The organism is Streptomyces sp. NRRL B-24484 (assembly GCF_000717715.1).
Classification (GTDB): domain Bacteria; phylum Actinomycetota; class Actinomycetes; order Streptomycetales; family Streptomycetaceae; genus Kitasatospora.
Window position 1 is genome coordinate 66,856 of the sequence record NZ_JOAI01000045.1, and the last position, 25,192, is coordinate 92,047.

Genomic DNA, 25,192 nt, shown 5'->3' on the forward strand with positions numbered 1-25,192 from the left:
GAGGTTGTGCCGGCGTCAGAGTCGGCCGGCCGTGTGCAGCAGGTCGAGCAGGGCCGCGTCGACCTCGTCCTGGAAGACGGCCAGTGCGGCGGCGTTCTCGCCGTGCTGGTACTGGTCGTCGCAGGTGATCCAGCGGCCCTCGGTGCGGTCGGCCGGCAGGTAGCCGTCGGCCAGGGTGCCGACCTCCCAGCCGGGCCGGCCGGCAGTCTCCCAGCAACTGGAGAGCACGCCGTCGGCGTTGACCACCGCGCCGTAGCGGCCGTCGTGGTACGTGCAGGCCTGGCAGCCGTCGTTGGGGCGCGGCCTGGTCAGCGCGAAGCCGAGTTCCAGGGCGCGGGCGTGCCAGCGGGTGAAGTCCGCGGCGAGGCCGCTGCCGTAGGCGAGTTCGTTGCCGTAGCCGACGCCGACGTCGCCGACCAGGGCGAACTGGAGCCCGCAGCGGGCCGGGTCGAGGCCGGCGGCGAGGCGTTCCAGCAGGGTGTCCATGCCGTGCCGGTTGTGGTGCGAGACGTTGATCCGCAGGTGCCAGCGGATCGACTCGGCGGCCGCCATCGCCTTGGCCACGTTGTGCACGATCGCGTCGAAGGTGCCGCCGCCGGAGCGGCGGATCCGGATCGCGTCGTGCTCCTCGCGGTCGCCGTCGAAGGTGATCTGGACGGACCTGAGGCCGGCCGCGTTCAGCTCCTTGGCGATCAGCGGGGTGAGCATCGTGCCGTTGGAGATCATGCCGGCCTCCAGCTCGCCCAACTCGGCCGCGCGGTGCAGCAGTTCCCGGGCACCGCGGAAGTTGAGCAGTGGCTCGCCGCCGAACAGCATCACGGCCAGCCGGTCCAGCCCGGCCTCGGCCATCCGCTGCCGGGTGAAGTCGAGGACCTCGCCGATCATTTCGGAGGTCAGCCGGGCGTGCTTGATCCGCGGCGGCCGGTTGCCGCCCTTCGGGTCCTGACCGGTGTTCTGGAAGCAGTAGCCGCAGCCGAGGTTGCAGTCGGTGCTGGTGAGCACCGTCAGCGAGTAGGAGCGGAAGGCCCTGGCGTCGAGCAGCCCGGTGTCCCGCAGCCGCTGCTCGGCCGCGGGTGCGAGGGCGCCGTCCGGGCCGACCTGGCCGGGGCGGAGCCGGGCGACTCCCCCGTCACCGAGGAACCACCAGCCGGCGTCGGCCCTGCGGAGCAGGCGGTACCGGTCGGCGCGGAGGGCGGGCTGGGTTACGGGCACGGTGACCTCCATGGGCCTGGGAAGGGGGACGGGGCCCGCCGGACGGCGGGCCCCGTTGGCCGGGTCGATCAGTTCGAGGTGCCGGTGTTGATGACGCACCAGGGGGTGTCCTCGGCGTCCGCGGTGTGGGCGACCACCTCGAGGTCCTCGTCGTCGAGCTTGGTGGTGCCGGTGTTGATGACGCACCACGGGGTGTCCTCGGTCTCGCCGCTGTGGGCGACGACCTCGACGTCCTCGTCGACGTTGGTCTTGCCGGGGTGGGCTCGGTGTTCTCGGCCATGGTGGTCTCCAGTCCTGGTTCGGCGGGCGGGCCCGGTCGGAACGCCCGGCTCGGTGCTGCGGCCGGCGGTTCGTCCGCCGACACCGAGAAAGCTAGGAACGCCCGGCACGAAGGCGGTTCAGCCGCGGTACAGGACGGTCCGTGCGCAGGTCGGAGCCGGTGGCGGACCTCCCGCGGTGGCGCCGCGGCACCGTCCGGGCCGCCCCGCACCCGCCGTGGCCTGCGGATGTACCGGATCCGGGGCGCCGCCGAACCGGCCGCCGACCGCGGGCGGGCACGGTGGCAGGGACGGTGGCGGGGACGGCCCTGCTGCGGGAGGAGGTGGACGATGGACCTGGCCGAACTCGTGGGCCTGCGCCCGACGCCCTGCGCCGGCCTGCTGCTGACGCTCACCCGCCGCTGCCCGCTCAGCTGCGCGCACTGCTCGACCGCCTCCGACATGCGGGGCACCGACCCGGCCGGGGGCGGACTGCTGCGCCTCGTCCGGTCGTTCACCGCGGCCGACCGGCCGGAGCTGGTGCTGCTGACCGGCGGCGAGCCGCTGCTGCGGCCCGAGCTGGTCGCCGAACTCGCCGACGCTGCACGGGTGTCCGGGGCGCGGACGGCGGTGCTCAGCGGAATGTTCTTCGCCCGCGGCGGCCGTGTTCCGGACCGGATCGCGGCGGCGATCGGCCGGGTGGACCACTTCTCCGCCAGCCTGGACGCCTTCCACGAACGGGAGGTGCCGCGCGCGGACGTCTTCGCGGCGCTGCGCACCGTGCTGGACGGCGGGGTCCCGGTGAGCCTGCACCTGACCGGCAGCGGCCCGGACGACCCGTACCTCGCCGAGGTCACCGGGCAGGTGCACCGGGTCTTCGGCGGCGCCGTGCCGATGCTGGTCAACGAGGTGCGCGCGGTCGGCCGGGCGGCGGGCTGGGCGGCCCGGCAGTCGGCACCGGGCCCGGACGGCCGGCCGGTGCCCTGTGCGATGGCCGCCTGGCCGGTGATCGCCGCGGACGGCGCCGTGCTCGCCTGCTGCAACCAGCAGGTGGTGGACCGGCGCCCCGTCCCCGCGCACCTGCTGCTCGGCCACACCGACCGCGACGACTGGGCCACCGTACGCCGCCGGGCACTGACCGGGCCGGTGCTGCGGATGGTCCGCGCGGTCGGCGCCCCGCACCTGTACGCCCGGTTCGGCGCGGCGGCCGACTGCACGGACACCTGCGCCGGCTGCCGCGCCCTGCCGGACCACCCGGCCGTGTACGCGGCCGCCGCCCGGACGGGCGCCGGGCCGGTCGGCGAACTGCTCGACCTGGAGGCCGCCCGCAGCCAGGCCGCGGCCGGGCCGGCCGCCCTGGTCCGCCGCTTCGGCAGCCCGTCGTGGGCCGACCTGGTCACCCCCGGCACCACGCCGCCCAACCGCCCGCACAGCCCTGCCCCGCTGCCGTGCACCTCCGCCCCGCTCCCGCGCACCTCCGCCCCGCTCCCGCGCACCTCCACCCCGCTCCCGCTCGGAGAAGCCCGATGACCTCCGCACCGCCCTCCCGCAGCACCGCCCTCCGGCTGACCCTCGACCTGGCCGCCCTGCCGCTGCAGGCCGCGGCCACGGCGCTGTGGCGGCCGGACGGCCTGGGCGAGCGCTACGCCGCCTACCTGCGCGCGATGCACGCGGTGGTGCGGGCCTCCGTGCCGTTGATGGAGCTCGCCGCCCGGCGCTGCGCCGGGGCCGGACCCGGGGACCGGGTGGCCGGTCCGCTCGGCGCCTACCTGGAACGGCACGTCGAGGAGGAGCGCGGCCACGACGACTGGCTGCTGGAGGACCTGGCGGCCGCCGGCACCGCGCCGGACGCGGGCCCGCCGCCGGTGGCCGCGGCACGGCTGGTCGGCCCGCAGTACTACTGGATCGAGCACGTCCACCCGGTGGCACTGCTCGGCTACATGACGGTGCTGGAGGGCCATGCGCCCGCGCCGTGGCTGGCCGGCCGGCTCGCCGCGGACACCGGCCTTCCGGCGGCGGCCTTCCGCACCGTGCACGACCACGCCGTCCTCGACGCCGGCCACCGGGCCGACCTGGACGCCCTGTTGGACGGCCTGCCGCTGGACGTCCGGCAGGAGAGCGCCGTCACCGTGAGCGCCCTGCACACCGTCACCGCCACCACCCACCTGTTCCGTTCGCTGGCCCACCCCGGCCCGTCCTCCGGAGACCGCGCATGAACCCCGCCGACGACCCCGTGCTCACCGCCCTCGCCGCGGCCGGCTTCCCCGTCGACACCTTCACCGAGGAGCAGCTGGGGGTGTTCCGCACCCTCGGTCCGGAGGAGCTGGCGCTGCTGCTCGATCTCAAGGCGCGCCTCGACGAGGTGGAGCCGGAGGTGCAGGCGCACAGCACGGTGGCCGGCGGCGCACTGTTCTGACGTCCCGGATCCGACGATCCGTCACTTCTTCGGAGAGGAGGCCGTCGTGGCCTGTCCCAGCTGCGCGGGCGAGCCGCCCGACGGGGCCCGTTTCTGCCCGTACTGCGGGGCCGCGCTCGCCCCGCGGGCCGTCCCCCCGGTGCGCGCGGACGAGCGCCGGATGGTCAGCGTGCTCTTCTGCGACCTGGTCGGCTCCACCGCGCTCTCCGGCCGGCTCGACCCGGAGGCGCTGCGTTCGGTGACCCTGCGGTACTTCGAGCTGATGACGGAGCGGATCGAGGCGCACGGCGGCCGGGTCGAGAAGTTCATCGGCGACGCCGTGATGGCCGTGTTCGGCATCCCGGTGATGCACGAGGACGACGCCCGCCGGGCGGCCGCCGCCGCGCTCGACATGGTCGACGCGCTGGCCGGTCTGAACGACGGGCTTGCCGCCCTCGGGGTGCGGCTGAACGTCCGGATCGGCGTCAACACCGGTGAGGCGGTGGCCAGTACGGACGCCTCCGCCCGGCAGGCGCTGGTCTCCGGCGAGGTGGTGAACGTGGCCGCCCGGCTGGAGCAGAACGCCGCCGCCGGCGAGATCCTGATCGGCCCGGACACCCTGCGGGCGATCGGCCCGAACGCGGCGCTGACCGAACCGGCCGGCCCGCTCGCCCTCAAGGGCAAGACCGAGCCCGTCCCCGCGCACCGGCTGCTGGCCCTGCACGGCGACGCCCCGGAGCTGCTCCGCCGCTTCGACACCCCGTTCGTCGGACGGGAGGACGAACTGCTGCTGCTCGACCGGGCATTGGCCCGCACGGTGACCGGCGGAGGCGGGCTGCTCACCCTGCACGGCGAGGCCGGGCTCGGCAAAACCCGGCTGGTCCGCGAGTGGCTGGCCCGCACCGGGGTGCGGCACGGCGCCGGCCGCTGCCGCCCGTACGGCGACCGGGGCAGCCTGGCCCCGCTCGCCGACGCGATCCGGCCGCTGCTCGCCGGCGGCGGACACCCGCTCCCCGCCGAGTCCGTGCGGCTGCTGGAGGCCGGACTGCTGCGCGACGGCACCCCCGACCCCTCGGTGGAGGAGACCTGCGCCGCACTGGCCGCCGTGCTCGGCTCGCTGGCCGGCGCCGAGGGGCTGGTGCTGGTCGTCGACGACTTCCACTGGGCGGGTGCGCTGCTGCGCACCGTGCTGCGCCGGCTCGCCGACGACCTCGCGGCGCGGCCCGTGCTGCTGCTCTGCCCGGGCCGGCCGGAACTGCTCGACCAGGACCCGGAGTGGGCCCGCCGCTCGGCGGCGGTCGCGCTCGGCGGGCTGTCCGACGTCGACTGCGCCCGGCTGGCCGCCGGCCTGGTCGAGGTCGCCGGCCATGGCGCCGAGGCGGGTGCGGCGCTGCTGGAGCGCGCGGAGGGCAATCCGCTGCACCTGGAGCAGCTGCTCGCGATGGCCGCGGAGGGGCACGGCGCGGGCGGGCTGCCGCCGACCGTGCAGGCGCTGCTCGGCGCCCGGATCGACGCGCTGGCGCCGCCGGAGCGGACGACGCTGGCACTGGCCTCGGTGGTCGGCCGGGACTTCCGCGCGGAGGAGGTGACCGGCCTCGCCCTCGGCGGGCCGGAGAGCGGCCCGGGCGGCGAGCTGCGGGCGGACCCGGCCGGGCCGGACCCGGTGCTGCCCGCCCTGCACCGGCTGGACCGGCGGCGGCTGGTGGAACCGGCCGAACCGGCCGGCGGCTACCGCTTCCGCAGCGGCCTCGTCCAGGAGGTCTCCTACCGGGGCACCGCCAAGCGGGTCCGCGCCGAACGGCACGAGCGGGTCGCGGACCTGCTGGCCGCCCGCGGCGCCCCGGACGGCGCGGTCGGCGGGCACCTCGCGCTGGCGCACCGCTACCGCACCGAGCTCGGCCTGCTGGACGCCCGCACCGACGCGCTGCGCGCCCGGGCCGCCGACCGGCTGGCCGCCGCCGGGGCGACCGCGCTGCGCCGGGCCGACCTCGGCTGGGCGGAGGAACTGCTCGACCGGGCCGTCGGCCTGTACCGGCCGCAGGACGCGGGCCGGGCGGCGGCGGCCTGGCGGCTCGCCGAGGTGCGGCTGGCGGGCGGGCGCACCGACGAGGGCCGGGCCCTGCTGCAGGAGGCGGCGGCCGCCGGGGACGCGGTGCTCGCCGCGCACGCCGGCCTGGCCCTGGCCGTGCTCGACCCCGGGCCGGGGCTGCGCGCCGCCGCCGCGGCGGCCCGGGCCGCGCTGCCGCTGTTCGAGGCGGCCGACGACGACCTGGGTACCGCCCGGGCCTGCCTGCGGCTCGCCCAGGAAAGGCAGTTGGCGGGCCGGCACGGCGAGGCGGAGCAGCTGCTGCGGCGGGCCCTGGACGGTGCGGTGCGGGCGGACGCCGAACCGGAGCGGGCCGCCGCGCTCGGTGCGGTGGGCGTCTCGCTGTGGACGGGCCCGGTGCCGGTGGCGGAGGCCGTCGAGCGCTGCCGGGCGCTGCTGGCCCGGCACGGCGCGGGCCGGCGGACCGTCCGGCTGACCCTCAACTGTCCGCTGGCCGTGCTGCTCGCGCTGCAGGAGCGGTGGACGGAGGCCGAGGCGTGCCTGGCGGAGGCCGGGCGCCTGGCGCAGGAGCTCGCCTTCGCGGAGGCGGAGGTCTTCCTGCCGGTGTTCCGGGCCGCGGTGCACGCGGCCGCGGACCGGCCGGCGCGGGCCGTCGAGGAGCTCCGGCAGGCCGAGCGGGCCTGCCGGGTGCTGGGGGCGGCGGGCCTGCGCGGCCCGATCGCCCGCGGGCTCGCCCGGTCCCTGCTGGACTGCGGCGACACGGCTGCCGCCGAGGACGCCCTGAGCGGGCACCAGGACGGCCTGCCGCCGGCGGACGCCGCCGATCTGCACGGCACCCTCGCCCGGGTGGCGGCGCTGCGCGGCCGTCCGCAGGAGTGCGCCGCGCAGCTGCGCCGCTGCCGGGCGGCGGCCGGGGCGACTGACTCGCCGGTGGTCCGGGCGACCGCCGCCCTGGACGAGGCCAGGGCCGCGCTCGCACTCGGCGATCCGGCCGGGGCGGCCCGCGCCGCGGGCGAGGCGGCGGCCCTGCACACCGCCCAGGGGAACGCCGCGGGTCTGCGCGGGGCCGCCGCCGTGGCCGCCCTGGCGGAAGGGGCCGCGGCCGCCCGAACGACACAGGAGGAACAGCGATGACCAGTCCGACCGCGCTCACCTGGAGCCTGCGCGGCCGCAGTCCGGCGGACATCCCGATCACCGCCGACGGGCCCGAGGTGACGCCCGAGTGGGCGTGGGGCGGATCGACCGGCCGCGGGGTGCGGGTGTGCGTGGTGGACAGCGGCGTCGAACGCGACCATCCGATGGTCGGGCCGGTGGACGGCTCGTTCGTGGTGCTCAAGGACGAGGACGGGATCCGGGTCGAGCCGACCGACACCGGGGACGTCTGCGGGCACGGCACGGCCTGCGCCGGGATCGTCCGCCGCACCGCGCCGGACTGCGAGCTGTACAGCGTCCGGGTGCTCGGCGAGCGGTTCTCCGGCAGCGGGGACGTGCTGCTCGCCGGGCTGCGCTGGGCGGTCGAGCAGCGCTTCGACGTGGTGAACCTGAGCCTGTCCACGACCCGGACGCGGTTCACCGAGGAGCTGCGGGCGCTCGCCGACGAGGCGTACTTCCACCGCACCGCGATCATCGCCTCGGCGCACAACACCCCGGTGGAGAGCTTCCCGTGGCGGTTCTCCTCGGTGATCTCGGTGGGCAGCCACCAGGAGGACGACCCGGAGCTCCTGCTCTACAACCCGGCCCCGCCGGTCGAGTTCTTCGCGCCGGGGCAGAACGTCACGGTGCCCTGGCTGGGCGGCGCGACGATCCGCACCACCGGCAACAGCTTCGCCACGCCGTACCTCGCCGGCCTGGCCGCCCGGGTGCTCTCCAAGCACCCGCACCTGACGGTCTTCCAGCTCAAGGGCGCGCTGTACCAGGCGGCGTCCAACGTCCGCGCCGGCAACGGCCTCGACCACACCACCAGGGGTGCCCGATGAACGGAACCTGCCGCGCCGCCGAGACCGACCCGGTCGCCCGGGACCTGTTGCAGTCGGTGGTCGACACCGCCCGCGCGATCTTCGGCGCCGCCGCCAGCTCGATCTTCCTGCTCGACCGGGAGGCCGACGAACTGGTCTTCCAGGCCGTCTCCGGCGAGGGCGAGGACTTCCTGGTGGGGATGCGCTTCCCGGCGGGGCGGGGCATCGCCGGCTGGGTCGCCGGGTCCGGCGAGCCGATGGTGGTCGACGACCTGTCGCGGAGCGCCGGGTTCGCCCGCGACCTCGCCGAGAAGACCGCGTACGTGCCGAACGCGCTGATGGCGGCGCCGCTGCTCGGCCCGGACGGGGTGCTGGGCGTGCTGGAGGTGCTCGACCCGGCGCCGCAGGCCCGGGCCAGCCTCGGCGAGCTCGACCTGCTGGCGCTGTTCGCCCGGCAGGCCGCCACCGCGCTCGCGGCGGTGCTGGAGCGCCGGGCCGCCGACGCCGGGCAGGCCGCGGCCGCCCGGGTCCTCCAGGACCTGGACGACGCCGGCCGGGCCGCCGGGCTGCGTGCCCTGGAGGCCGTCCGCGACCTGCTCGCCGCGCACTGAGCGGGCCCGGACGGAAGGGGGAGGCGATGACCGCGCACTCGCCGCTCGGCGGCCGCTTCACCGCGGACCCGCACGGGGTGCTGGCCGGGCTCCGCGAGTCCTGCCCGGTCTCCCGGGTGACCACCCCGGCGGGCCGCACCGTCTGGGTGGTCACCCGCGAGGAGGACGTCCGGGCGGCCTTCACCGATCCGCGGCTCTCACTGGCCCGGACGGCCCCGCCCGCGGCCGGCCGGCCGCGCCGGGCCCTGGACATGACGCTGGTCGACTACGACCCGCCGGACCACACCCGGATCCGCCGGCTCGCCGCCCCGGCGCTCTCGGCGGCCCGGATCGCGGCGTACCGCCCCCTGGTGGAGCGGGCGGCCGGGGAACAGCTCGCCGCGCTGGCCGCCGACCGGCCGGTCGACCTCCTGGCGGGCTTCGCGGCGCCGTTCGCCTTCCGGGTGCTGTGCGAGGTGTTCGGCGTGGCGCAGGCCCACCGGGCGCCGCTGCGGGCCGTGGTCGACGACCTGATCGCGCACCGGGACGTCCCGGCGGCCCAGCGCCGACTGGACGCCTTCGTCCGGACGGGCGCGGCCGAGCGGCTGGCCCGTCCCGGTGGCGAGGACGCCTTCTCCCGGATCGTCGCCGCCTGGTCGCTCCGTACGGACGTCACCGAGGACGAACTCGCGGACCTGCTCGCGATGCTGCTGCTGGCGGGCTTCGACAGCACGGTGCAGATGCTCGCGATGGCGGTGCTGGCGCTGCTCGCCCACCCGGCGGAGCTGGCGCGGCTGGCCGCCGACCCGGCGCTGATGCCCGCCGCCGTCGACGAACTGCTGCGCTGGGACACCCCCGGCCCGTTCGCCACCACCCGCACCGCACTGGCGGACGTGCCGATCGGCGGCACGGTGGTGCCGGCGGGCAGCGGCGTCCTGCTGTCGGTCGCCGCCGCCAACCGGGACCCGCGCCGCCACCCCGACCCGGACGCCCTGCGGCTGGACCGGCCGACCGCGGCCCGCCAGCTCGGCTTCGGCCTCGGCCCGCACTACTGCCCGGGCGCCCCACTGGCCCGCCTGCAGCTCACCGCGGCCCTCTCCGCCCTGCTCAACCACCGACCCGACGTGCGGGCCGCGGTGCCGCCGGACCAGCTGCAGTGGGGCGGCGGCCCCCACCACCGCCGCCTGGCGGCCCTGCCCCTCCTCCTCGGCCCGCACCGCGACTAGGACAAGTTCTCGGATCATGGGCGCACCCCTGACGACCAGGTGCGCGAGCAGGCCGCGCCCGGACGGCGCCGGGTCGACGACGGCGAGCGGCCCGTCGGGGAACTTCGCGGGCTTCGCGTCGGCGGGTCTTCGGCGAGATCACCCCGGGCAGGCGATCACCCCACCGCGGAAGGCGAACAAGATCTGTCCTCCAGAGATCCACGAGGCACGGGACAGGGCCGGCACACGCACTCGTCCCAGCGCATTCCCGTCGAGCACGCCCTCGCCGACCACAACCGATGGAAGGGCCCGACCCGCTGGACCCACCGGCGCGACACCCTCCCGGACACCTACCTCGCCATCGCCGGCCCCGTCTCCGACCGCACCGCCACCACCTGCACAAGGCTCCCGACCCAGGCCGGCGCATCCCCGCCGCGATCACGCTCCAGCTCGCGAGAAGACGGAGAGCCTCCGCCGCTCTTCAAGCCCTCTCCCGGGGCGATCTCGAAGCCGACAAACCTGCTCGCCCATGGCGGGAGCAGACGATGAAGCGCACGTAGCCCGCCGACCAGGACGTCTGCCTTCAACTCGCCTCCGGACCGAACCGGCGCTTGTACGCCGACGGCGTGATGCCGGTCTCCCGGCGCATCAGCGTGCGCAGATTGGCAGCGGTGCCCAGCCCGCTGCGTCGCGCGACCGCCTCGAAGTGGGACTCACCTCGCTCGATCAACCGGCACGCCAGAGCAAGCCGTTCCCCCGTCAGCCACGCCAGCGGCGTCGTGCCCAGTTGCGCCCGGAAGCGGCGATGCAGGGTCGCCGGGCTGACCGCCGCACGCGCCGCAAGGCCGGACACGGTGAGCGGTGAGTCCAGCCGCTCCTGGGCCCAGACCAGAACAGGCGCCAAGGACTCGTCCGGCAGGTCGGGCATGGGGCGCTCCACGAACTGCCGCTGCCCACCATCCCGGTGCGCCGCGAAGACCAACCGCCGGCTCACAGAGTTGGCGACCTCCGCACCGTGGTCGCGGCGGACCACATGCAGCCCGAGATCGAGCGCAGCTGAACTTCCTGCCGCGGTGAGGATGTCACCGTCATCCACGAACAGCACGTCCGCTTCGAGCCGGACAGAGGGGAAACGGGCGCGGAAGGAATCCGCCCACTGCCAGTGCGCGGTGGCCCGGCGCCCATCGAGGACTCCGGCCTCGGCCAGTGTGAAGGCACCGCTGCAAAAGCCGACCAGGCGCGCACCGCGGGCGTGCGCGCGCCGGACGGCATCGAGCACGGCGGGACGGCGGGGCACCTCGGTGTCCGGGCGGTTGGGGACGATCAAGGTGTCCGCAGCGTCGGCCGCTTCCAAGTCGGCGACTCCCGTGAGCGTGAAGAATCCGTCTCGCATCAGGGTGCGGGGCTCAGGGGAACAGAGCTTGAAGTCGTAGAGATCACGGCCGATCTCCGGTCTGCGCAACCCGAAGACCTCGGTCGCGCAGCCGAGCTCGAACGGGTTCGAGTTCTCGTCCACGATCACGACCACCCGGTGTGGGCCCGCCGCGTGGGCTGCGTGCGAGGATTCTTTCGACATGCGCAATTCCTAGCACTCACGGCGGTCGAGCGAAACGGCTCAGGATGAGCCCATGAGCAGCGAACCCATCACCCTCAGCAAGGCTCTGGCCTCCTTCGACGCCTTGTGGAGCCCCCGCATCGTCACGCGCGTCAACGACTACGACGTTCGTATCGCCAAGGTCGAGGGCGAACACGTCTGGCACGTGCACGACGACACCGACGAGTTCTTCCTGGTACTCGACGGCGAGCTGCACATCTCCCTGCGCGAGCCCGATGGGGAGCGCACGGTCCTGCTCTCCCAAGGGGCGGTCTTCACCGTCCCCCGAGGTACGGAGCACAAGCCGCATGCCCCGTCCGGCGCCGCAATCCTCATGTTCGAGCCCACCGGGACACCGACCGTGGGCGATCGCCACGACGAGATCCCAGAGCACGTCGACTCAACAACCGGACATGCACTCAGCACCTGACCCGACAGGCTTCGGGCCCGCCGGCGCCCATGGCGTCAGCCTGTCGCCGGGTCGGTTGCGTTCACCGACTGCCCGGCGAGAGCGGCGCGGGGCTCAGTCCTCGGCCGCGTCCGGACCGAACGGGCCCCGGCCGCTGCCGCCGAGCCGATCCATCTGCCGCGGCCCCGGTCCGTCCGGTGGCCCGCATCCGAATTGCGCAGTTCTCCCCCAGCCTTCGGCCTGGAGATGCCCACGCGCCCCTGGTGGTCTCACTCGGGTTGCGGGGCGCGGGTGAGGTAGCCGGCCTGGAAGCGGCTGGCGGCGCCCAGCGCATCCATGATCTCGGCGATGTGCTTGCGGCAGGTGCGCAGCGACATGCCGAGGCGGCGTGCGATCATCTCGTCCTTCATGCCCTCGGCGAGCAGCCGGACGATCGCCTCCTTGATCTCGCCGAGCGAGGAGTCGCCCGCGCAGGAGGGTGCGTAGGGGTCGGCGAGGGTCCAGGAGTGGTCGAAGACGGCGCAGAGGTAGGCGACGGCGGAGGGGTCGCGGACGATCACCGCGCCGTCGTAGGCCTCGTGGTGCGGGATGATCACGACGTCCCGGTCGAATGCGATCATCCGGCCGAACAGGGCGGTGAGGGTGCGCACTTCGGCACCGGCCCCGGTGATCCGCCGGACGTACTCCTGGGTGGGGGCGTGCCGTCGGGAGGTGTGCTGGTAGAGGGTGCGCATCCGGACGCCGCGGCGGATCATCGCGAGGTCCCGGGCGTAGGCCTGTTCCAGCAGGTGGGGTGCGCGCGGGCCGCCGGGCTGGCAGGTGAGCACCTCGGTGCGGCACTGCTCGGTGAGCCGGCCGATGATGTCGATCACGGCGGCGAGTTCGAGGACCTCGTCGAGGGCCCCGCCGGCGGTGGGCCGGCCGGCGTTCTGGGCGTAGAGCGGGCCGAGGGCGGCGAGTTCGGCGCGGACGCGTTCGGCGTCGGCGAGTTGTCGGCGCAGTTCGGCCTCGGCGGGGGCGACCAGGCTGGCCACGGCGAGGTCCGGCGGGACGGCGACCAGTTGCGGGCGGGCGCCGTCGGGCCCGGGCAGCGGGCGCAGCAGGTGGAGCCGGGTGAGGACGGCGGCGGAGACCTCGACCTCGGCGGGGTCGAGGCCGAGTTCGGCGGCGGCGGCCGCCGGGTCGAGGTCGCCGTGCCGGGCGGCCCACTGGAAGACCCGTACATCGGTGTCGTCCAGGCCGGGCAGGGCGGTCGTGGCGGCCGGTGGCCCGAAGTGTCCCATCCTCAGCTCCCCACCCGTGCGCCGTGCCGGCGGTACGTCGATGCACATGACATGGAGTCATATAGTAGGACCGGCACATGACATTCAGGAGAACTCCACATTCCGCACGGTGCGGCCACCGCCGGTAGGACCGTCAGACGCCCACCCGGCGCGCACCGGGCGCCGCCGCCGGAAGCCCCAGCCGCTCCCGGGCCGCCACCAGGTACGGGCCCTCCCACCAGCTGCGCGGCAGGTGGAACGCGGCCGACCGCAGCGCCCGCGCCTCCAGCCCGGCCGTCCGGTCGGTGATCCACCAGCCCGGCAGGCCGTACATCCGGCGCGCCCAGGCCGGCAGCATCGCGAAGGCCAGGCCGACCAGCCCGGACCACGCGGGGACGGCGAGCAGCGCACTTCCGTGCAGCGGCGGCAGGAAGGCGAACCGGACGGCCTCCCGGGCGGCCGGGGTCACGCACAGTTCGGGCCGCACCTCGGCGAAGTAGCGGCGCAGCGCCGCGGCCGAGTCCGGCACCGCCGTCCCGGCGGGCACCCCGACCAGCCGGGCGACCGCGCTCTGCTCGCGCAGGTACGCGTCGGCCTCGGCGGCGGTCAGCGGCAGCCCGGCCCGGCGGACGACGTCGAGGAAGGAGCCCACCTCGCTGGCGTGCACCCAGACCAGCAGCGCCGGGTCGTCCGCCCGGTAGGCGCGGCCGGTGGCGGGGTCGGTGCCGCGGACGTGCCGGTGCACCCGGCGCACCCGTTCCACCGCCTCGCGGGCGTCCTCGCCGGTTCCGTAGGTCACGGCGCCGATGAAGGCGGCGGTGCGGTCGAGTCTGCCCCAGGGGTCCTCGCGGAACGCGGAGTGCTGGGAGACCCCGGCCATCGCCAGTGGGTGCAGCGCCTGCAGCAGCAGGGCCCGCAGGCCGCCCAGCAGCATCGCCGGGTCGGCGTGCACCCGCCAGGTGACGGAGTCCGGGCCGAACAGGCCCTCGGCCGGTATGCGCGGCCCGTCGGCCGGCCGGGTGGGGGACATCCGGAACACCTCCCGTCCTCGGGAGCCTGCCCGCCGGCGCCGGCCGGCAACCGCGCGCCCGGCGGCGGGGCCGCCACCCGTCCGGTCCGGATGCCGGCACCCATCCGGTCCGAGGGGCCGCTCCGAATGGTCCGGGAGCCCGGTCCGGGCGCTGCGGCGCCGGTCCGGCACGGCGGCACGAGGAGGCTGCGATGTCCGGTGAGGACGGTACGGAGTCGGTGTGGGACTACCCGCGTCCACCGCGGGTGGAGCGCGCGGGCCGCCGGGTGACCGTGGAGTTCCAGGGCCTGCTGGTGGCCGACACCGGGGACGCGCTGCGGGTGCTGGAGACCAGCCATCCGCCGGTGTTCTACCTGCCTCCGGCGGCGGTGGCGCCCGGGGTGCTGGTGCCGACGCGGCTGCGCAGCTGGTGCGAGTGGAAGGGCGCGGCCGTCTACTGGGACCTCGTCGTCGACGGCGTGCGCAGCGAGAACGCCGCCTGGAGCTACCCGGAGCCCTCCCCCGGCTTCGGGGCGATCCGCGACCACCTGGCGTTCTACCCGGCGCGGGTGGACCGCTGCACGGTCGACGGCGAGGAGGTCCGCCCGCAGGAGGGCGGCTTCTACGGCGGCTGGATCACCTCTGCCGTCCGTGGGCCGTTCAAGGGCGGGGCCGGGTCGGGGAACTGGTGAGCGGGGGCGCCGGTGTCCGGCGCCCCCGCCCGGGTTCCGAGGTCGGACGGGTCAGTGCTTGAGCGCGTCCTTGGCCTTCTCGCCCGCCTGCTTGGCGTCGGCGGCGGCCTGGTCGATCTTGCCCTTCGCGGTCATGCGCTCGTTGCCGACGGCCTTGCCGGCCGTCTCCGTCGCCTTGCCCTTGGCCTTCTGGGCCATGTTCTCGACCTTGTTCTTGCCGCTCATGACCACTCCCTTCGGAGCCGGCGGGCGTTCCACCGGCGGTCACGGACGGCGTCTGCCCCGTTCCCGCCGTTCCATGCGCCGGCCGCTCCGCCCTGGCCGCGGTCAATCCGTCGCGCGCAGGAACGCCTCGACGGTGTCCGGCCAGTGCACGTTCCGGTGCTCGTCTCCGGGCCGCACCACCTCGGCGGTGTCGGCGAGGAAGCCGCGGAGCTCGTCGGTGGCGACCTGGACGAGGGCGACGCCGTGCCGGTTGTGGAACTCCAGCTGGGTGAGCCCGCCGTCCACCGGCACCAGCCGGAAGTCGCCGTCCCCGGCCGGGCCGGCGAGGCCGGCGATGAGCAGCTCCCGGGAGACGTACCAGCTGAGCGGTTCGCCGCCGGACATCTCGCCGCCGGCCGGCGGGTCGGGGAAGTCCAGCACCACCGCGAACGGGTCGTCGGAGTCGTAGCGCAGTACGAGCGGCACGACTCCGGGGACGGGGGCGGGGATGGAGGCAGCACCGGCCTGCGCGATGATCACGGTCGACTCCCTGGGAGGTCCGAAGCGGTCGGCGGCCGTCTGCCCCCGATCGGTCCGGCCATGCACCCGCGGAGCCGGACCGGCCTGCGCTCTCAGGGGCTCTCGGGCAGCGCCACCTCGGCCCAGACCGCCTTGACGCCCGGGGCCCGCAGCACGCCCCAGGCGGTGCTCAGCCGGCCGACGATGTGCAGACCGTGCCCGCCCGGGCGGGACGAGCGGTGCGGGCTGCGCGGCTCGGGCACCCCGTCGCCGGTGTCCAGCACCTCGATCCGCACCGAGCGGTCCGACAGGACGAGCACCAGCTCGCTCGGGCCGCCGCCGTGCAGGCAGGCGTTGGAGACCAGCTCCGACACGATCAGCCGGACGTCCTCGTCCAGCAGCTCGTCGCAGGCCAGGCCCCAGTCCAGGAGCACCTTGGCGGCGAACTCCCGGCCGAGCCGGACCTGCCCGGCGGGTCCGAAGGCGTACCGGCGGCGCTGGCCCAGAACGGGCCCGTCGGCGGTGTGCGAACTGCTGCTCATGTCCTCACCCTGATGGATTTCCGGCACTTCCCTGGGACGCCCTCGGCCGCGGCCCGCCCGCCCGGGCGGCCGGGGGTCGTCCTCACCCGGCCGCGCACGCCTCCCCCACCGTCTCGAAGACCCGGAACACCGCGCCGGTGCCGGTCAGTTCGAACAGCCGGCTCAGCTGCGGGCCGGGCTGCGCCAGGACGAGCGAGACCCCCGACTCCTCGGCGTCCAGCCGGAGCCGGAGCAGGAGGTTGAGGCCCGTCGAGTCGCAGAACCCCACCGCGGAGAGGTCCAGGCAGAGCAGGCCGGGCGCGGTGGCGGCCACCAGCCCGCGCAGCGGCTCCTCCACCTCGGCGAGTCCGTCCAGGTCGAGGTCCCCGGCCAGGGAGCAGACCACCGCCCCGTCCGGACCGGAGGCGGTGCGCATCGGCGTCCCGGCCTCCTCGGCCCGGCCGGTCGTCGGCCCCGTACCCAGCTCACCGCTGCCCATGTCCCGTGCCCTCCGCTGGCGGCCGTCCGCGGTGCGGCCGCCGGTCCGTCACTTCTTCGCTGCCGGGTGGTCGGCCCGGGCCGTCCACCCCTGGCACCGTACCCGGTGCCGGCCGGGCGGAACCCGGGGGATCCCCCGGCTCCGTTCCCGGCTCCCGACGATCGGTCAGATCATCGGGCGGTAGTAGGTGCCGAGGGAGTCCAGGTAGTCGGCGGGCACGTCGTGCTCGCTGACGAACTCCGGCGCGCCCTTGATCTCGTCCTTCGACCGGCCCACCAGGACGGCCCGCTCCTCGTGGTCGATCCGCAGGACGGTGCCGGCCGGCAGCAGCACCTGCCGGCCGAAGATCCACGGGCCGGTGTCGACGACCAGGTAGGCGGCGTCGACCTCCACGGAGTGCCGGTCGACCTTGCCGATCTTCCCGTCGGTGGCCTGCACCGTGTAGCCGATGATGTCCCGGTCCGCGGTGTTGCCGTTGTCGGGGTGGTGGTTCCACAGCTGCTCGCTCATCGTCTTCTCCTCGCTCGGTCGGTTCCGCTCGGTCGGACTCAGCGCCGGCGCCCGGCGTACACCGGGGACGCCGCGGCGATCAGCACGGCAGCCACGCCCACCTGCAGCAGGTGCCGTATCCAGTCGATGCCGCCGGTGTTCCGCACCCCCAGGTACGAGGCCAGTGCGTTGCCCAGGACGGCGCCGATCGCGCCGAGCAGGACCGTCAGCCACAGCGGTACGGGCTGACGGCCCGGCAGGACCAGTCTCGCCAGCAGGCCGACCACCAGGCCGGCGACCAGTGCCCAGAGGATCGTCATCGCCGAACCCCTCCCTTCGTCCGTCTCTCGCGTCCCCGGCCGCCGCCCCCTGCTGGGGCCGGTCCGTCCGGCGACGGGGGTCGTCTGCCCCCTTCCGGCGGCTCCATTCCCCCGGATCCGCCGCCCCGGGGCTCAGGTCCGGCGGGGCGGCCCGGCGGTGGCCGAACGGCCGCGGCGCCGGGCCCGGGCCGGCAGGACGCGGCGCTCGTCCTCGGTCAGCCCGCCCCAGATGCCGTACCGCTCGTCGGCGGCCAGCGCGTACTCCAGGCACTGGCCGCGGACCGGGCAGCGGGTGCAGACCCGCTTGGCCGCGTCCTCCCGTTCCTGGCTGCGCTCGCCGCGCTCGCCGGCCGGGTGGAAGAACAGTGCGGCGTCCTTGCCCCGGCAGGCCGCGCGGCGCTGCCAGGCCCAGCCTCCGGTGTACCGCCGGCCCCGGCGGTCCTCCGTGTCCATCGGTGCTCCTCTCCCCGGGGCGGTCACGGCCCCTCGTAGTAGCGGCGCTCCTCGACGACCTCGTCGACGGGGCGGCCGAGCGGCCGGCGCCGGCGCAGTGCGCTGGCGTACACGACGACGCCGAGCAGGCCGGCCGCCATCAGCACCCAGCCGACGGTGTCGAGGTCGACACCCGAGAGGTGCCAGTCCACCGCGAAGGCGAGAATCGCCCCGATCGCGAACAGGATGATGCATCCGCCGATGCCCATGGGTTCTCCTCCGTCGTCGCTGCCGCGGTCCGCCGGGGCGGCGGGCCGGGGCGCGTCTACCCCCGCTCGCCGCCGTCACCCGGGGCCGGTCGCAATTCGCTGCCGGAGGGGGCATGTCCCGGCGCGGCGGGGACAGAAGGCCTGACGGACGGTCACCGACCGGTGACCGCGGGCGCGATGCGGAGGTGGCGAACATGGCACGGGTCGAACAGTCCGTCCGGGTGGAGGTCCCGGTGCCGGTGGCGTACCGCCAGTGGACGAGGGTCGAGGACTTCCCGCTGTTCTTCCGGGGCGTGCTCCGGGTCGAGCGGGCCGGTTCCGGACTCACCCGCTGGACGGTCCGCACCGGCGGCGCGATACGGGAGTTCGACGCCCGGGTGACCGAGCGGATCGAGGACGAGCGGATCGCCTGGGCGTCCGTCGCGGGCGACCTGCGGCAGAGCGGTGTGGTGACCTTCCACCGGGTGGACGGCCGGCGGACGACGGTGATGCTGCAACTGGACGTCCGGCCGGCCCGGCCGGCGGACCGCCTGGCGGCCGCGCTCGGCTTCGCCCACCGCCGGGTGCTGGACGGCCTGGCCGGTTTCAAGGAGTTCACCGAGGCGCAGGCCGCCCGGCAGCCGCAGTAGGAGCGGGCCCCGCCGCGGTCAGCCGCGCGCGGGGTCGACGGCCACCCGCGGCAGTGCCTCCGGGTACTGCTCGCGCAGGTGGCCGATCAGCCGTTCCCTGACCCAGCAGCGGAGTTCGAAGGCGTCGGCGGCGCTGCGGGCGGTCATCAGGGCGCGCACCACGATGGTGGTCGGCGTGGTGTCGACGACCTGCAGGGCGGCGCCCCGGCCGTCCCACCACTCGCTCTCCTTGAGCAGCCGCTCGAACTCGGCGCGCAGCTCCGGCACCGGCGTGCGGTGGTCGAGGTGGAGCAGTGCCGTCCCGGTGATCGCCGGGTCCCGGCGCGACCAGTTCTCGAAGGGCCGGCCGACGAAGTAGGACACCGGCATGACGATCCGCCGCTCGTCCCAGGTGGCGATGACCACGCAGGTGAGGGTGATCTCCTCGACCGTCCCCCAGTCCCCCGCGACGACGACCTCGTCGCCGAGCCGCACCATGTCGCCGAACGCCAGCTGCACCCCGGCGAACAGGTTGGCCAGCGTGTTCTGCGCCGCCACGCCGACCACCAGGCCGAGGATGCCGGCGGAGGCGAGCAGGCTGGCGCCGACCGAGCGGACGGCCGGGAAGGTCATCAGCGCCGCCGCCAGGGCGAGCACGGCGATGCCGGCGCTGGCCAGCCGGCGCAGCATGCCGGTCTGGGTGCGGACCCGCCGTATCCGCGCCGGGTCACGCCGCTCGGTGGCGTACCGGGCGAGCGAGGTGTCGATCAGCAGGGCGACCACGCGGGCCAGCAGCCAGGCGCCGGCCGCCAGGGCGAGCAGCACCAGGCCGTGCCGCAGCGGCCCGCGGACGGCCTCCGGGAGGCCCGCGGCCGGTTCGGCCGCGAGCAGCAGCAGGGCGCCCAGGGTCAGCAGTCCGGGCACCCGGCACGGCAGCATCACGTGGCGGTGGCGGGCCGCCGCCGGACGTCTCGCCACCGCCAGCACCACCCGGTCCAGCAGCAGGATCGCGAGCAGTGCGGCCGCGGCGACCGCGGCGGGCCTCAGGGCGGTCCACACGGACATGGTCCTCCGTAGGTGTCTGTGGCTGCGGGTCCGGCCGGCCCGCGGGGCCGGGACGGTCGGGGTCAGGAGGCCAGCAGGCGGTCCAGGACCCCGCGGTAGTCGCGCAGGGCGAGCCGCAGCTCCTCCGTCCCGGCGTCCGGGGCGGCCGGCGTGCCCGGCTCGGTGTGCAGGCCCTCGCGGCGCCGGCGGACGGCCTCGGCGACCAGGTCGGCAGCCCGGGCGACGAGCGCGTCGGCGCGCCGCACGGCGTCCGCCGGGTCGTCGACGAACCCCGCCTGCACGGCCTCCCACTCGGCGGAGACCGTCGCCACCTGCTGCCGGTCGAGCCAGCGGCCGAAGCCGTCGCCGGCCGGCGACGGCTCGGGCAGGTCGGCCCCGGCGACCTCCGCCCGCGGTGACGAGGCGTCGGGCTGCCGGGGGAAGGGCACCCGGCCGGCGGGGGCGTCCGGCCGGTGGTGTGCGGTGTCGTGCGGTCGGTCCTCGGTCATGTCGTTCCTCGCAGAGGTGGTGGGTGGATCGGGCGCGCCGCCCGTCCGGTTCCGCGGCGCGGCCGCACGGGCGGTCGGGCGCGGCGTCCGGACGGGCGGCGGCGGGCCGGTCAGGAGTTGACGGCCCGTCGGCCGAGCGCCCGCTCCGGCGCCGGCGCGCCGGTGGCGGGTGCCGGCCGCTCGGCGTCCGGCGTCCCGGTGCCGAGCGTCTTCGCCGGGGCCGGCCGGGGTGCTGCGGCGGGCCGTTCGGCGGGGGCCGGGTGCTCGCGGCCGAGGACCTCCAGGGTGAGGCCGCGGATCGCCAGCAGGGCGCTCCGCAGCTCCTCGGTGTCGGCGCCGGCGCCGTCGGCGCGGCCGAGGGTCTCCCGGGCCGTCCGGTACGCGGCGATGCGCCGCGCGTGGTCGACGGACAGCGCCTCGATCCGGCCGGAGGCCGGGTAGCCGACCCGGTCCAGCAGGGACTGCAGGGTCCGGTCCGCCTCGGCGGCCGCCCGCGGCGGGTCCTCGACGAAGAGCACCTGGAATCCCCTGATCGCGGTGGTGAACCGCTCGCGCTCGGCCTCGGGGAGGCCGGTCAGCCGCAGGCCGCGGCGGAGCGCGAGCCGGTCGGCGAGTTCGCGGTCGGTGCGGCGGACGTCGCCGCCGTGGCTGCGCAGCGCACGTTCGTACTCGGGTCCGAACCTCGTCCGCAGCCGGCGCGTGCGCAGGCGCTGCAGGACGAGCGGCGCCGCGGCGGCCGCGGCGGCGCAGAGCAGGACCACGAGGAGGACGGCCACGGTGGACATGGGCTCTCTCCTTCCGGTGGGGTCCGGGCCCGAGGTGGCGTCCGGACGGGCTTCGGCGGTACCGCCTCACCGCTCCCGGCGCGGGCAAACCCCCCTGTGCAGCCGCCCCGGTGACGGACCGTCGGCCGCTCCGCCGGGCTCCGGCGCGGAATCGGCCGGGATCCGCCGCTCCCGCCCCGCATGGACGCCCGGCGGCGGGGCAGTCGCCCTCCGGCGGGCACCGGCCCGGATCACAGGAGCGGAGGGACGCAGCATGGTGGAGACGATCGAACGGCACACGACGGCGCGGATATGCGGGACCCGGCCGCGGCGGGTGCGCGTGGTGCTGCGGTACCGCACCGACGACCCGTACGCCGTCGCGCTGTGCTTCCCCGGGCCGGCCCGGCTGTCGGAGACGCTGGCCGTCGAGGACGGCGGCGCGGTCGACGACGGCCCGCAGTGGACGGTCGGCCGCGACCTGCTGGCCGAGGGCCGCTACGGCAGCACCGGCGCCGGCGACCTGCACGTCCGGCCGGACGAGGAGGGCGGGGTGCTGCTGCAGTGGCGCTGCCCGGGCAGCGGCGCGGACGTGCGGCTGGGTGCGGCGGAGCTCGGCGCCTTCCTGGACCGCACCTACCGTGCCGTGCCCGCGGGCCGCGAGTCCGCCTTCGTCGACTGGCCGCAGACCCCCGAGGAATTCCTCCGCCGCATCGTCTGACCGGCGCAGCCCCCGGATTCCCCGCAGGGGCGCCTCCCGGCCGAAGGCTGGGGAACTGCGCAGTCCGGGGGCGGCCGTCACGACGATCAGGGCCGAGCGCCGATCTGCACGACGAGCCGTATCCGGATTGCGCAGTTCCCCGCGCCCCTGGTGTTGCCCCCGCCTATCCGACGATCATGCCTTCGCGGAGGCGGTTGAGGATCCGCGCCAGCAGCCGCGAGACCTGCATCTGGGAGACGCCGAGCCGGGCCCCGATCTCGGCCTGGGTGAACTCCTCGACGAACCGCATGTGCAGGATCGCCCGGTCCCGCTCGGTGAGTGCGGCGACCAGCGGCTTGAGCGCCTCCAGGTTCTCGACCTTCTCGAGTCCGGGGTCGTGCCTGCCGAGCCGCCGGAGCAGCGAGCCGTCGCCGTCCTCGTCGTCGCTGCCGAGGTCGAGGGAGCCGGCGGTGTGGGCGTTGCGCGCGATCATGCCCTCGACCACCTCGTCCTCGGTGATCTCCAGGTGGGTGGCGAGCTCCGCGACGGTGGCCGGGCGGCCCAGCGACTGCTCCAGCAGGTCGCTCGACTTGGCGAGGGCCAGCCGCAGCTCCTGGAGGCGGCGCGGGACGTGGACGGCCCAGGTGGCGTCCCGGAAGAACCGCTTGATCTCGCCGACGATCGTCGGCACCGCCAGGGTCACGAACTCCACGCCGCGGTCCGGGTCGAACCGGTCGATCGCCTTGATCAGGCCGACGGTGCCGACCTGGACGATGTCGTCCATCGGCTCGCCGCTCTGCCGGAACCGCCGGGCGACGTACCGGACGAGGGAGAGGTTCAGCTCGACCAGGGTGCCGCGGACGTACGAGTACTCGGCGGTGCCCTCCTCCAGGGTCCGCAGCCGGGCGAACAGGGCCGAGGAGAGGACCTTGGCGTCGGCCGGGGCCACCGTCGAGGGGTCGTCGACCACGCGCTGCACCGGCGCCGGAGCCGGCACCGCGAAGCCCGCGGAGCTCGCGCCTTCGGCGGTCGCTCCAGGTGCGAGGGTCGACCCTTCACTCATCACTGCCATGGCCATTCCTTCCGTGGGTGCGTCGGCGGCTCGCATGCCCGGGGTTCCGGGACGCAGTCCTCGGGATGCCGATCCTCCACGGAAGGGGCCGGAAGCCTTCACCGGCCCTTCACGAGCGGTGCCGTTCGCCCACTCCTCCGGCCGGGTCCGGCCGCGGCGGGGAGCGGTGCGCAAGCGATGCACCTGGCAGCCGTGACGGCCCGACTAAAGACTCGCCGCAGGGTCCGGCGGGCGGCGGCGGCCCGCCGGTCGCCGGTCGCCGGGCCGCCGCCTCGCCGACCCGGGCCCGTCCTCGGCCCCGCCGACGACCGTACGCCGCCGCACCGCACGAGACCGCCGCACCGCACGGGAGGGGCCGATGGCACACCGACCGCAGCCGGAGGGTGCCGCGGGCGCACGGAACGGGCCCGGGGCATCCGCTGCCCGGGCCCGTGCATCCACCGTCGGACCGGCCCGCCGGCCGCTGCCGCTTCACGTTCCGGCGGGCCCGCCTGCACCCGTCCCACGCTCCTCCGGCCCCCCGGCCCGGTCCACCCGCAGCGTTCGCGCAGCGGTCGGCAGCACCGCGGCAGACCCCCGGCCGGTCGGCTCAGGGCAGCGGCTCGGGCTCCCGGTCGGGCCGCAGCAGGCCGGCGACGGAGAGGGCGCCCCAGCCGAGCGAGACCACCAGTGCGCCCGCCCGGTGCCGTGCGGTGGGCAGCGGGGTGACGCCGGGGACGAGTCCGGACAGCAGTGCGGCGTCGCCGAGGTCGGCGGCGATCCGCAGCAGGGCGGCGGTGCGCAGGCTGCGGTCGTCCGGGGCGAGCAGCATCGCCAGGCCGCAGGCCGCGTCGCGCAGGCCCAGCGGGGAGATGCAGGCGGCGACCGGCGCGGGGACGGTGCCGTCCGGACCGGCGAGGCCGGAGGGCCGGGCGAGCAGGGCGGGGCGGCGGGTGACGGCCAGGCCGTAGACGGCGGTGGCCGCGCCGGTGAGGCGGAGCAGGGTGCGGTTCACAGGTGCATCCGTACCCGGGGTCGGGCTGCCGTGCACGGGGTGCGCGGCCGAACGGAGAGGAGGCGGTGAGGTGGCTTCGCCGGACGTGGTGGTGGTCGGTGCCGGACTCGCGGGGCTGGCGTGCGCCCGGGACCTGGTGGCGGCCGGGCTGGAGGTGACCGTCCTGGAGGCCTCGGACGGCGTGGGCGGGCGGATGCGGACCGATCTGGTCGGCGGGTTCCGGGTGGACCGCGGTTTCCAGGTGTTCAACACCTCGTACCCGCAGGTGCGCCGGCGGCTCGACCTGCGGGCGCTGCGGCTGCACCCGTTCACGCCGGGCTTCGTCCTGGCGGGCGGCCGCGGGCGGTACCGGTTCGCCGATCCGACGCGGCGGCCGGACCTGGCCGGCGACCTGCTGCCGGGCCGGCTCGCCCCCTTCCGGGACCTGGTGGCGCTCGGGCTGCTGAGCGCCCGGGACATGGTGCTGCCGGCCGCCGTGCTGCGGCACGGCCGGGACGTGCCCGCCCGGGCGGCGCTGGCCTCGGCGGGTGTCTCGCCGGAGACCGTGGACGCGGTGCTGCGGCCGTTCCTCGCCGGGGTGTTCCTGGAGGACGGCCTGGAGACCTCGGGCCGGTTCTTCCACCTGGTGTGGCGGAGCCTGCTGCGCGGCACGCTCTGCCTGCCGGAGGCCGGGATCGGCGCGGTGCCGGCGCAGCTGGCGGCCGGACTGCCGCCGGGCACGGTGGCGCTGGAGTCGCCGGTGGCGGAGCTCACGGAGGCCGGGGTGCTGCTCGCGGACGGCACGGAGGTGCCGGCCGGGCGGGTGGTGGTGGCGGCCGAGGCACCGGAGGCGGCGCGGCTGCTGCCCGGGCTGCCGGTGCCGCCCGGGCGTCCGGTGACCACGGTGTACCACGCGGCGCCGGTCCCGCCGCTGGCCGAGCCGACGCTGCTGGTGGACACCGACGGCCTGGTGCTGAACAGCGTGGTGCTGTCCGAGGTGGTGCCGGGGTGCTCGGGCGACGGGCGGGCGCTGGTGGCGACCTCGGTGCTGGGGGCGGCGGCCTGGGAGCCGCAGGTGCGGGCCCGGCTGGCCGAGCTGTACCGGGTGGACACCGCCGGCTGGGAGCACCTGGCGGACCGTCGGATCCCTTACGCGCTGCCCGCGATGCCGGCGCCGCACCCGCTGACCCGGCCGGCGGCGCTGGGCGGCGGCCGGTTCGTCTGCGGGGACCACCGGACGACCGGGTCGGTGCAGGGGGCGCTGGCCTCCGGCGCGCGGGCCGCCCGCGAGGTGCTGGCGGACGCGGCGACCGTGGTCAGGGCGGGTCCGCTCCCCGGTCGCGTTCGGCGGCGAGCAGTTCGGGCAGGCCGCTGAGCCGGTCGAGTCCGGCCGCGGCCCGCGCGGTGCGGTGGTTGGCGGCGAGCACGTCCCGGTGGCGGTGGACGAAGGCCCAGTGGCCGGTGGTGAACGGGCAGGCCCGCTCGCCGATCCGCCCGGTGGGCCGGTAGCGGCAGGGTCCGCAGTGGTCGCCCGTCCGGTGCAGGTAGGCGCCGCCCGCCGCGTACGGCTTGGTGGTGATCCGGCCGCCGTCGGCGTACTGGGACATGCCGACGACGTTCCACCGGCTGATCGACGACACCCCGG

At 76.1% G+C, this 25,192-nt stretch carries 30 protein-coding genes and 1 pseudogene; 12 read left to right on the forward strand and 19 right to left on the reverse strand.

What is annotated here, in order from left to right; genetic code table 11:
* Positions 1-15 precede the first annotated feature (15 nt).
* Positions 16-1,212, reverse strand: a complete 1,197-nt coding sequence (locus IE98_RS0131935) for a radical SAM protein (RefSeq protein WP_234443755.1) — start codon at positions 1,210-1,212, stop codon at positions 16-18.
* Positions 1,213-1,280: 68 nt separating this feature from the next.
* Positions 1,281-1,601 (reverse strand): hypothetical protein, encoded by a 321-nt coding sequence (locus IE98_RS0131940; protein ID WP_030275048.1) that lies wholly within the window; start codon positions 1,599-1,601, stop codon positions 1,281-1,283.
* Positions 1,602-1,820: 219 nt separating this feature from the next.
* Here IE98_RS0131940 and IE98_RS0131945 point away from each other — a divergent pair, with 219 nt between their 5' ends.
* The 7 genes from IE98_RS0131945 to IE98_RS0131975 are packed head-to-tail and all read left to right on the forward strand — an operon-like array spanning position 1,821 to position 9,682.
* Positions 1,821-2,999, forward strand: coding sequence for a radical SAM protein (locus IE98_RS0131945; RefSeq protein ID WP_063749047.1), 1,179 nt, complete (start codon positions 1,821-1,823; stop codon positions 2,997-2,999).
* On the forward strand, positions 2,996-3,685 hold the full coding sequence (locus IE98_RS0131950; protein ID WP_030275052.1) for an iron-containing redox enzyme family protein: 690 nt from the start codon (positions 2,996-2,998) through the stop codon (positions 3,683-3,685). The genes IE98_RS0131945 and IE98_RS0131950 overlap by 4 nt, the downstream gene beginning before the upstream one ends.
* Complete coding sequence (locus IE98_RS0131955) at positions 3,682-3,885, forward strand: aroma-sacti cluster domain-containing protein (RefSeq protein WP_030275054.1); 204 nt, start codon at positions 3,682-3,684, stop codon at positions 3,883-3,885. Before IE98_RS0131950 ends, IE98_RS0131955 begins: the two co-directional genes overlap by 4 nt.
* Positions 3,886-3,931: 46 nt before the next feature.
* Entirely contained in the window at positions 3,932-7,045 is a 3,114-nt protein-coding gene (locus tag IE98_RS52080; protein WP_030275056.1) for an adenylate/guanylate cyclase domain-containing protein, read from the forward strand.
* Complete coding sequence (locus IE98_RS0131965; RefSeq protein WP_052391245.1) at positions 7,042-7,887, forward strand: S8 family peptidase; 846 nt, start codon at positions 7,042-7,044, stop codon at positions 7,885-7,887. The genes IE98_RS52080 and IE98_RS0131965 overlap by 4 nt, the downstream gene beginning before the upstream one ends.
* Entirely contained in the window at positions 7,884-8,477 is a 594-nt protein-coding gene (locus IE98_RS0131970; protein WP_078661469.1) for a GAF domain-containing protein, read from the forward strand. The genes IE98_RS0131965 and IE98_RS0131970 overlap by 4 nt, the downstream gene beginning before the upstream one ends.
* A gap of 26 nt (positions 8,478-8,503) precedes the next feature.
* A complete protein-coding gene (locus IE98_RS0131975; RefSeq protein WP_052391246.1) occupies positions 8,504-9,682 on the forward strand; it encodes a cytochrome P450 in 1,179 nt (392 codons plus the stop codon).
* Between the two features lie 562 nt (positions 9,683-10,244).
* Here IE98_RS0131975 and IE98_RS0131980 read toward each other — a convergent pair.
* Positions 10,245-11,237 (reverse strand): GlxA family transcriptional regulator, encoded by a 993-nt coding sequence (locus IE98_RS0131980; protein WP_030275064.1) that lies wholly within the window; start codon positions 11,235-11,237, stop codon positions 10,245-10,247.
* Positions 11,238-11,289: 52 nt separating this feature from the next.
* Here IE98_RS0131980 and IE98_RS0131985 point away from each other — a divergent pair, with 52 nt between their 5' ends.
* The gene (locus IE98_RS0131985; protein ID WP_030275066.1) at positions 11,290-11,685 is read left to right on the forward strand and encodes a cupin domain-containing protein; all 396 of its coding nucleotides are present in this window, start codon (positions 11,290-11,292) and stop codon (positions 11,683-11,685) included.
* A gap of 248 nt (positions 11,686-11,933) precedes the next feature.
* Here IE98_RS0131985 and IE98_RS0131990 read toward each other — a convergent pair whose 3' ends face one another.
* Positions 11,934-12,947: a LuxR C-terminal-related transcriptional regulator gene (locus IE98_RS0131990; RefSeq protein ID WP_078661470.1), complete on the reverse strand. Its 1,014-nt coding sequence runs from the start codon at positions 12,945-12,947 to the stop codon at positions 11,934-11,936.
* Between the two features lie 133 nt (positions 12,948-13,080).
* Positions 13,081-13,956: an oxygenase MpaB family protein gene (locus IE98_RS0131995; RefSeq protein WP_052391266.1), complete on the reverse strand. Its 876-nt coding sequence runs from the start codon at positions 13,954-13,956 to the stop codon at positions 13,081-13,083.
* Positions 13,957-14,147: 191 nt separating this feature from the next.
* Between IE98_RS0131995 and IE98_RS0132000 the strand changes: the two genes are divergently transcribed.
* Positions 14,148-14,627 (forward strand): DUF427 domain-containing protein, encoded by a 480-nt coding sequence (locus IE98_RS0132000; protein WP_030275072.1) that lies wholly within the window; start codon positions 14,148-14,150, stop codon positions 14,625-14,627.
* Positions 14,628-14,678: 51 nt separating this feature from the next.
* Here the strand turns inward: IE98_RS0132000 and IE98_RS0132005 are convergent, their stop codons facing one another.
* From IE98_RS0132005 to IE98_RS0132040, 8 genes are all read right to left on the reverse strand, one after another.
* On the reverse strand, positions 14,679-14,852 hold the full coding sequence (locus tag IE98_RS0132005; protein ID WP_030275074.1) for a CsbD family protein: 174 nt from the start codon (positions 14,850-14,852) through the stop codon (positions 14,679-14,681).
* Positions 14,853-14,954: 102 nt separating this feature from the next.
* Complete coding sequence (locus tag IE98_RS0132010; RefSeq protein WP_030275076.1) at positions 14,955-15,371, reverse strand: SsgA family sporulation/cell division regulator; 417 nt, start codon at positions 15,369-15,371, stop codon at positions 14,955-14,957.
* Between the two features lie 92 nt (positions 15,372-15,463).
* Positions 15,464-15,892, reverse strand: coding sequence for an ATP-binding protein (locus IE98_RS0132015; protein ID WP_052391247.1), 429 nt, complete (start codon positions 15,890-15,892; stop codon positions 15,464-15,466).
* An 82-nt stretch (positions 15,893-15,974) separates the two neighbouring features.
* On the reverse strand, positions 15,975-16,370 hold the full coding sequence (locus IE98_RS0132020) for an STAS domain-containing protein (RefSeq protein WP_030275081.1): 396 nt from the start codon (positions 16,368-16,370) through the stop codon (positions 15,975-15,977).
* Between the two features lie 165 nt (positions 16,371-16,535).
* Complete coding sequence (locus tag IE98_RS0132025; RefSeq protein WP_030275083.1) at positions 16,536-16,880, reverse strand: PRC-barrel domain-containing protein; 345 nt, start codon at positions 16,878-16,880, stop codon at positions 16,536-16,538.
* 38 nt (positions 16,881-16,918) lie between these two features.
* A complete protein-coding gene (locus tag IE98_RS0132030) occupies positions 16,919-17,179 on the reverse strand; it encodes a GlsB/YeaQ/YmgE family stress response membrane protein (RefSeq protein ID WP_030275087.1) in 261 nt (86 codons plus the stop codon).
* A gap of 132 nt (positions 17,180-17,311) precedes the next feature.
* Positions 17,312-17,632 carry a WhiB family transcriptional regulator gene (locus tag IE98_RS0132035; RefSeq protein WP_052391248.1) on the reverse strand — a complete coding sequence of 107 codons (321 nt, stop codon included), beginning with the start codon at positions 17,630-17,632 and terminating at the stop codon, positions 17,312-17,314.
* 23 nt (positions 17,633-17,655) lie between these two features.
* The gene (locus IE98_RS0132040; protein ID WP_030275090.1) at positions 17,656-17,880 is read right to left on the reverse strand and encodes a DUF6458 family protein; all 225 of its coding nucleotides are present in this window, start codon (positions 17,878-17,880) and stop codon (positions 17,656-17,658) included.
* A gap of 194 nt (positions 17,881-18,074) precedes the next feature.
* Here IE98_RS0132040 and IE98_RS51325 point away from each other — a divergent pair, with 194 nt between their 5' ends.
* A complete protein-coding gene (locus tag IE98_RS51325; RefSeq protein WP_030275091.1) occupies positions 18,075-18,509 on the forward strand; it encodes an SRPBCC family protein in 435 nt (144 codons plus the stop codon).
* Between the two features lie 18 nt (positions 18,510-18,527).
* Here IE98_RS51325 and IE98_RS0132050 read toward each other — a convergent pair whose 3' ends face one another.
* The 3 genes from IE98_RS0132050 to IE98_RS48460 all read right to left on the reverse strand — a co-directional run bounded on the left by IE98_RS0132050 (position 18,528) and on the right by IE98_RS48460 (position 20,826).
* Positions 18,528-19,553: a mechanosensitive ion channel family protein gene (locus IE98_RS0132050; protein WP_030275093.1), complete on the reverse strand. Its 1,026-nt coding sequence runs from the start codon at positions 19,551-19,553 to the stop codon at positions 18,528-18,530.
* Positions 19,554-19,615: 62 nt separating this feature from the next.
* The gene (locus IE98_RS45305) at positions 19,616-20,041 is read right to left on the reverse strand and encodes a hypothetical protein (protein ID WP_052391249.1); all 426 of its coding nucleotides are present in this window, start codon (positions 20,039-20,041) and stop codon (positions 19,616-19,618) included.
* Between the two features lie 110 nt (positions 20,042-20,151).
* Positions 20,152-20,826, reverse strand: coding sequence for a hypothetical protein (locus IE98_RS48460; protein WP_030275097.1), 675 nt, complete (start codon positions 20,824-20,826; stop codon positions 20,152-20,154).
* 253 nt (positions 20,827-21,079) lie between these two features.
* On the opposite strand from IE98_RS48460, the gene IE98_RS49620 reads away from it, so the two are divergent.
* Positions 21,080-21,523 (forward strand): SsgA family sporulation/cell division regulator, encoded by a 444-nt coding sequence (locus IE98_RS49620; RefSeq protein ID WP_052391250.1) that lies wholly within the window; start codon positions 21,080-21,082, stop codon positions 21,521-21,523.
* A 163-nt stretch (positions 21,524-21,686) separates the two neighbouring features.
* On the opposite strand, the gene IE98_RS0132070 is transcribed toward IE98_RS49620, so the two are convergent.
* Complete coding sequence (locus IE98_RS0132070) at positions 21,687-22,574, reverse strand: RNA polymerase sigma factor SigF (RefSeq protein ID WP_234443756.1); 888 nt, start codon at positions 22,572-22,574, stop codon at positions 21,687-21,689.
* A 589-nt stretch (positions 22,575-23,163) separates the two neighbouring features.
* Positions 23,164-23,568, reverse strand: coding sequence for a hypothetical protein (locus tag IE98_RS0132075; RefSeq protein WP_043175616.1), 405 nt, complete (start codon positions 23,566-23,568; stop codon positions 23,164-23,166).
* A gap of 70 nt (positions 23,569-23,638) precedes the next feature.
* On the opposite strand from IE98_RS0132075, the gene IE98_RS0132080 reads away from it, so the two are divergent.
* A complete protein-coding gene (locus IE98_RS0132080) occupies positions 23,639-24,922 on the forward strand; it encodes an NAD(P)/FAD-dependent oxidoreductase (protein WP_052391252.1) in 1,284 nt (427 codons plus the stop codon).
* Here IE98_RS0132080 and IE98_RS0132085 read toward each other — a convergent pair.
* Positions 24,864-25,166: pseudogene (locus IE98_RS0132085) on the reverse strand (cryptochrome/photolyase family protein); the annotation flags it as partial. The gene IE98_RS0132080 and the pseudogene IE98_RS0132085 sit on opposite strands and share 59 nt — an antisense overlap.
* Positions 25,167-25,192: the final 26 nt, after the last annotated feature.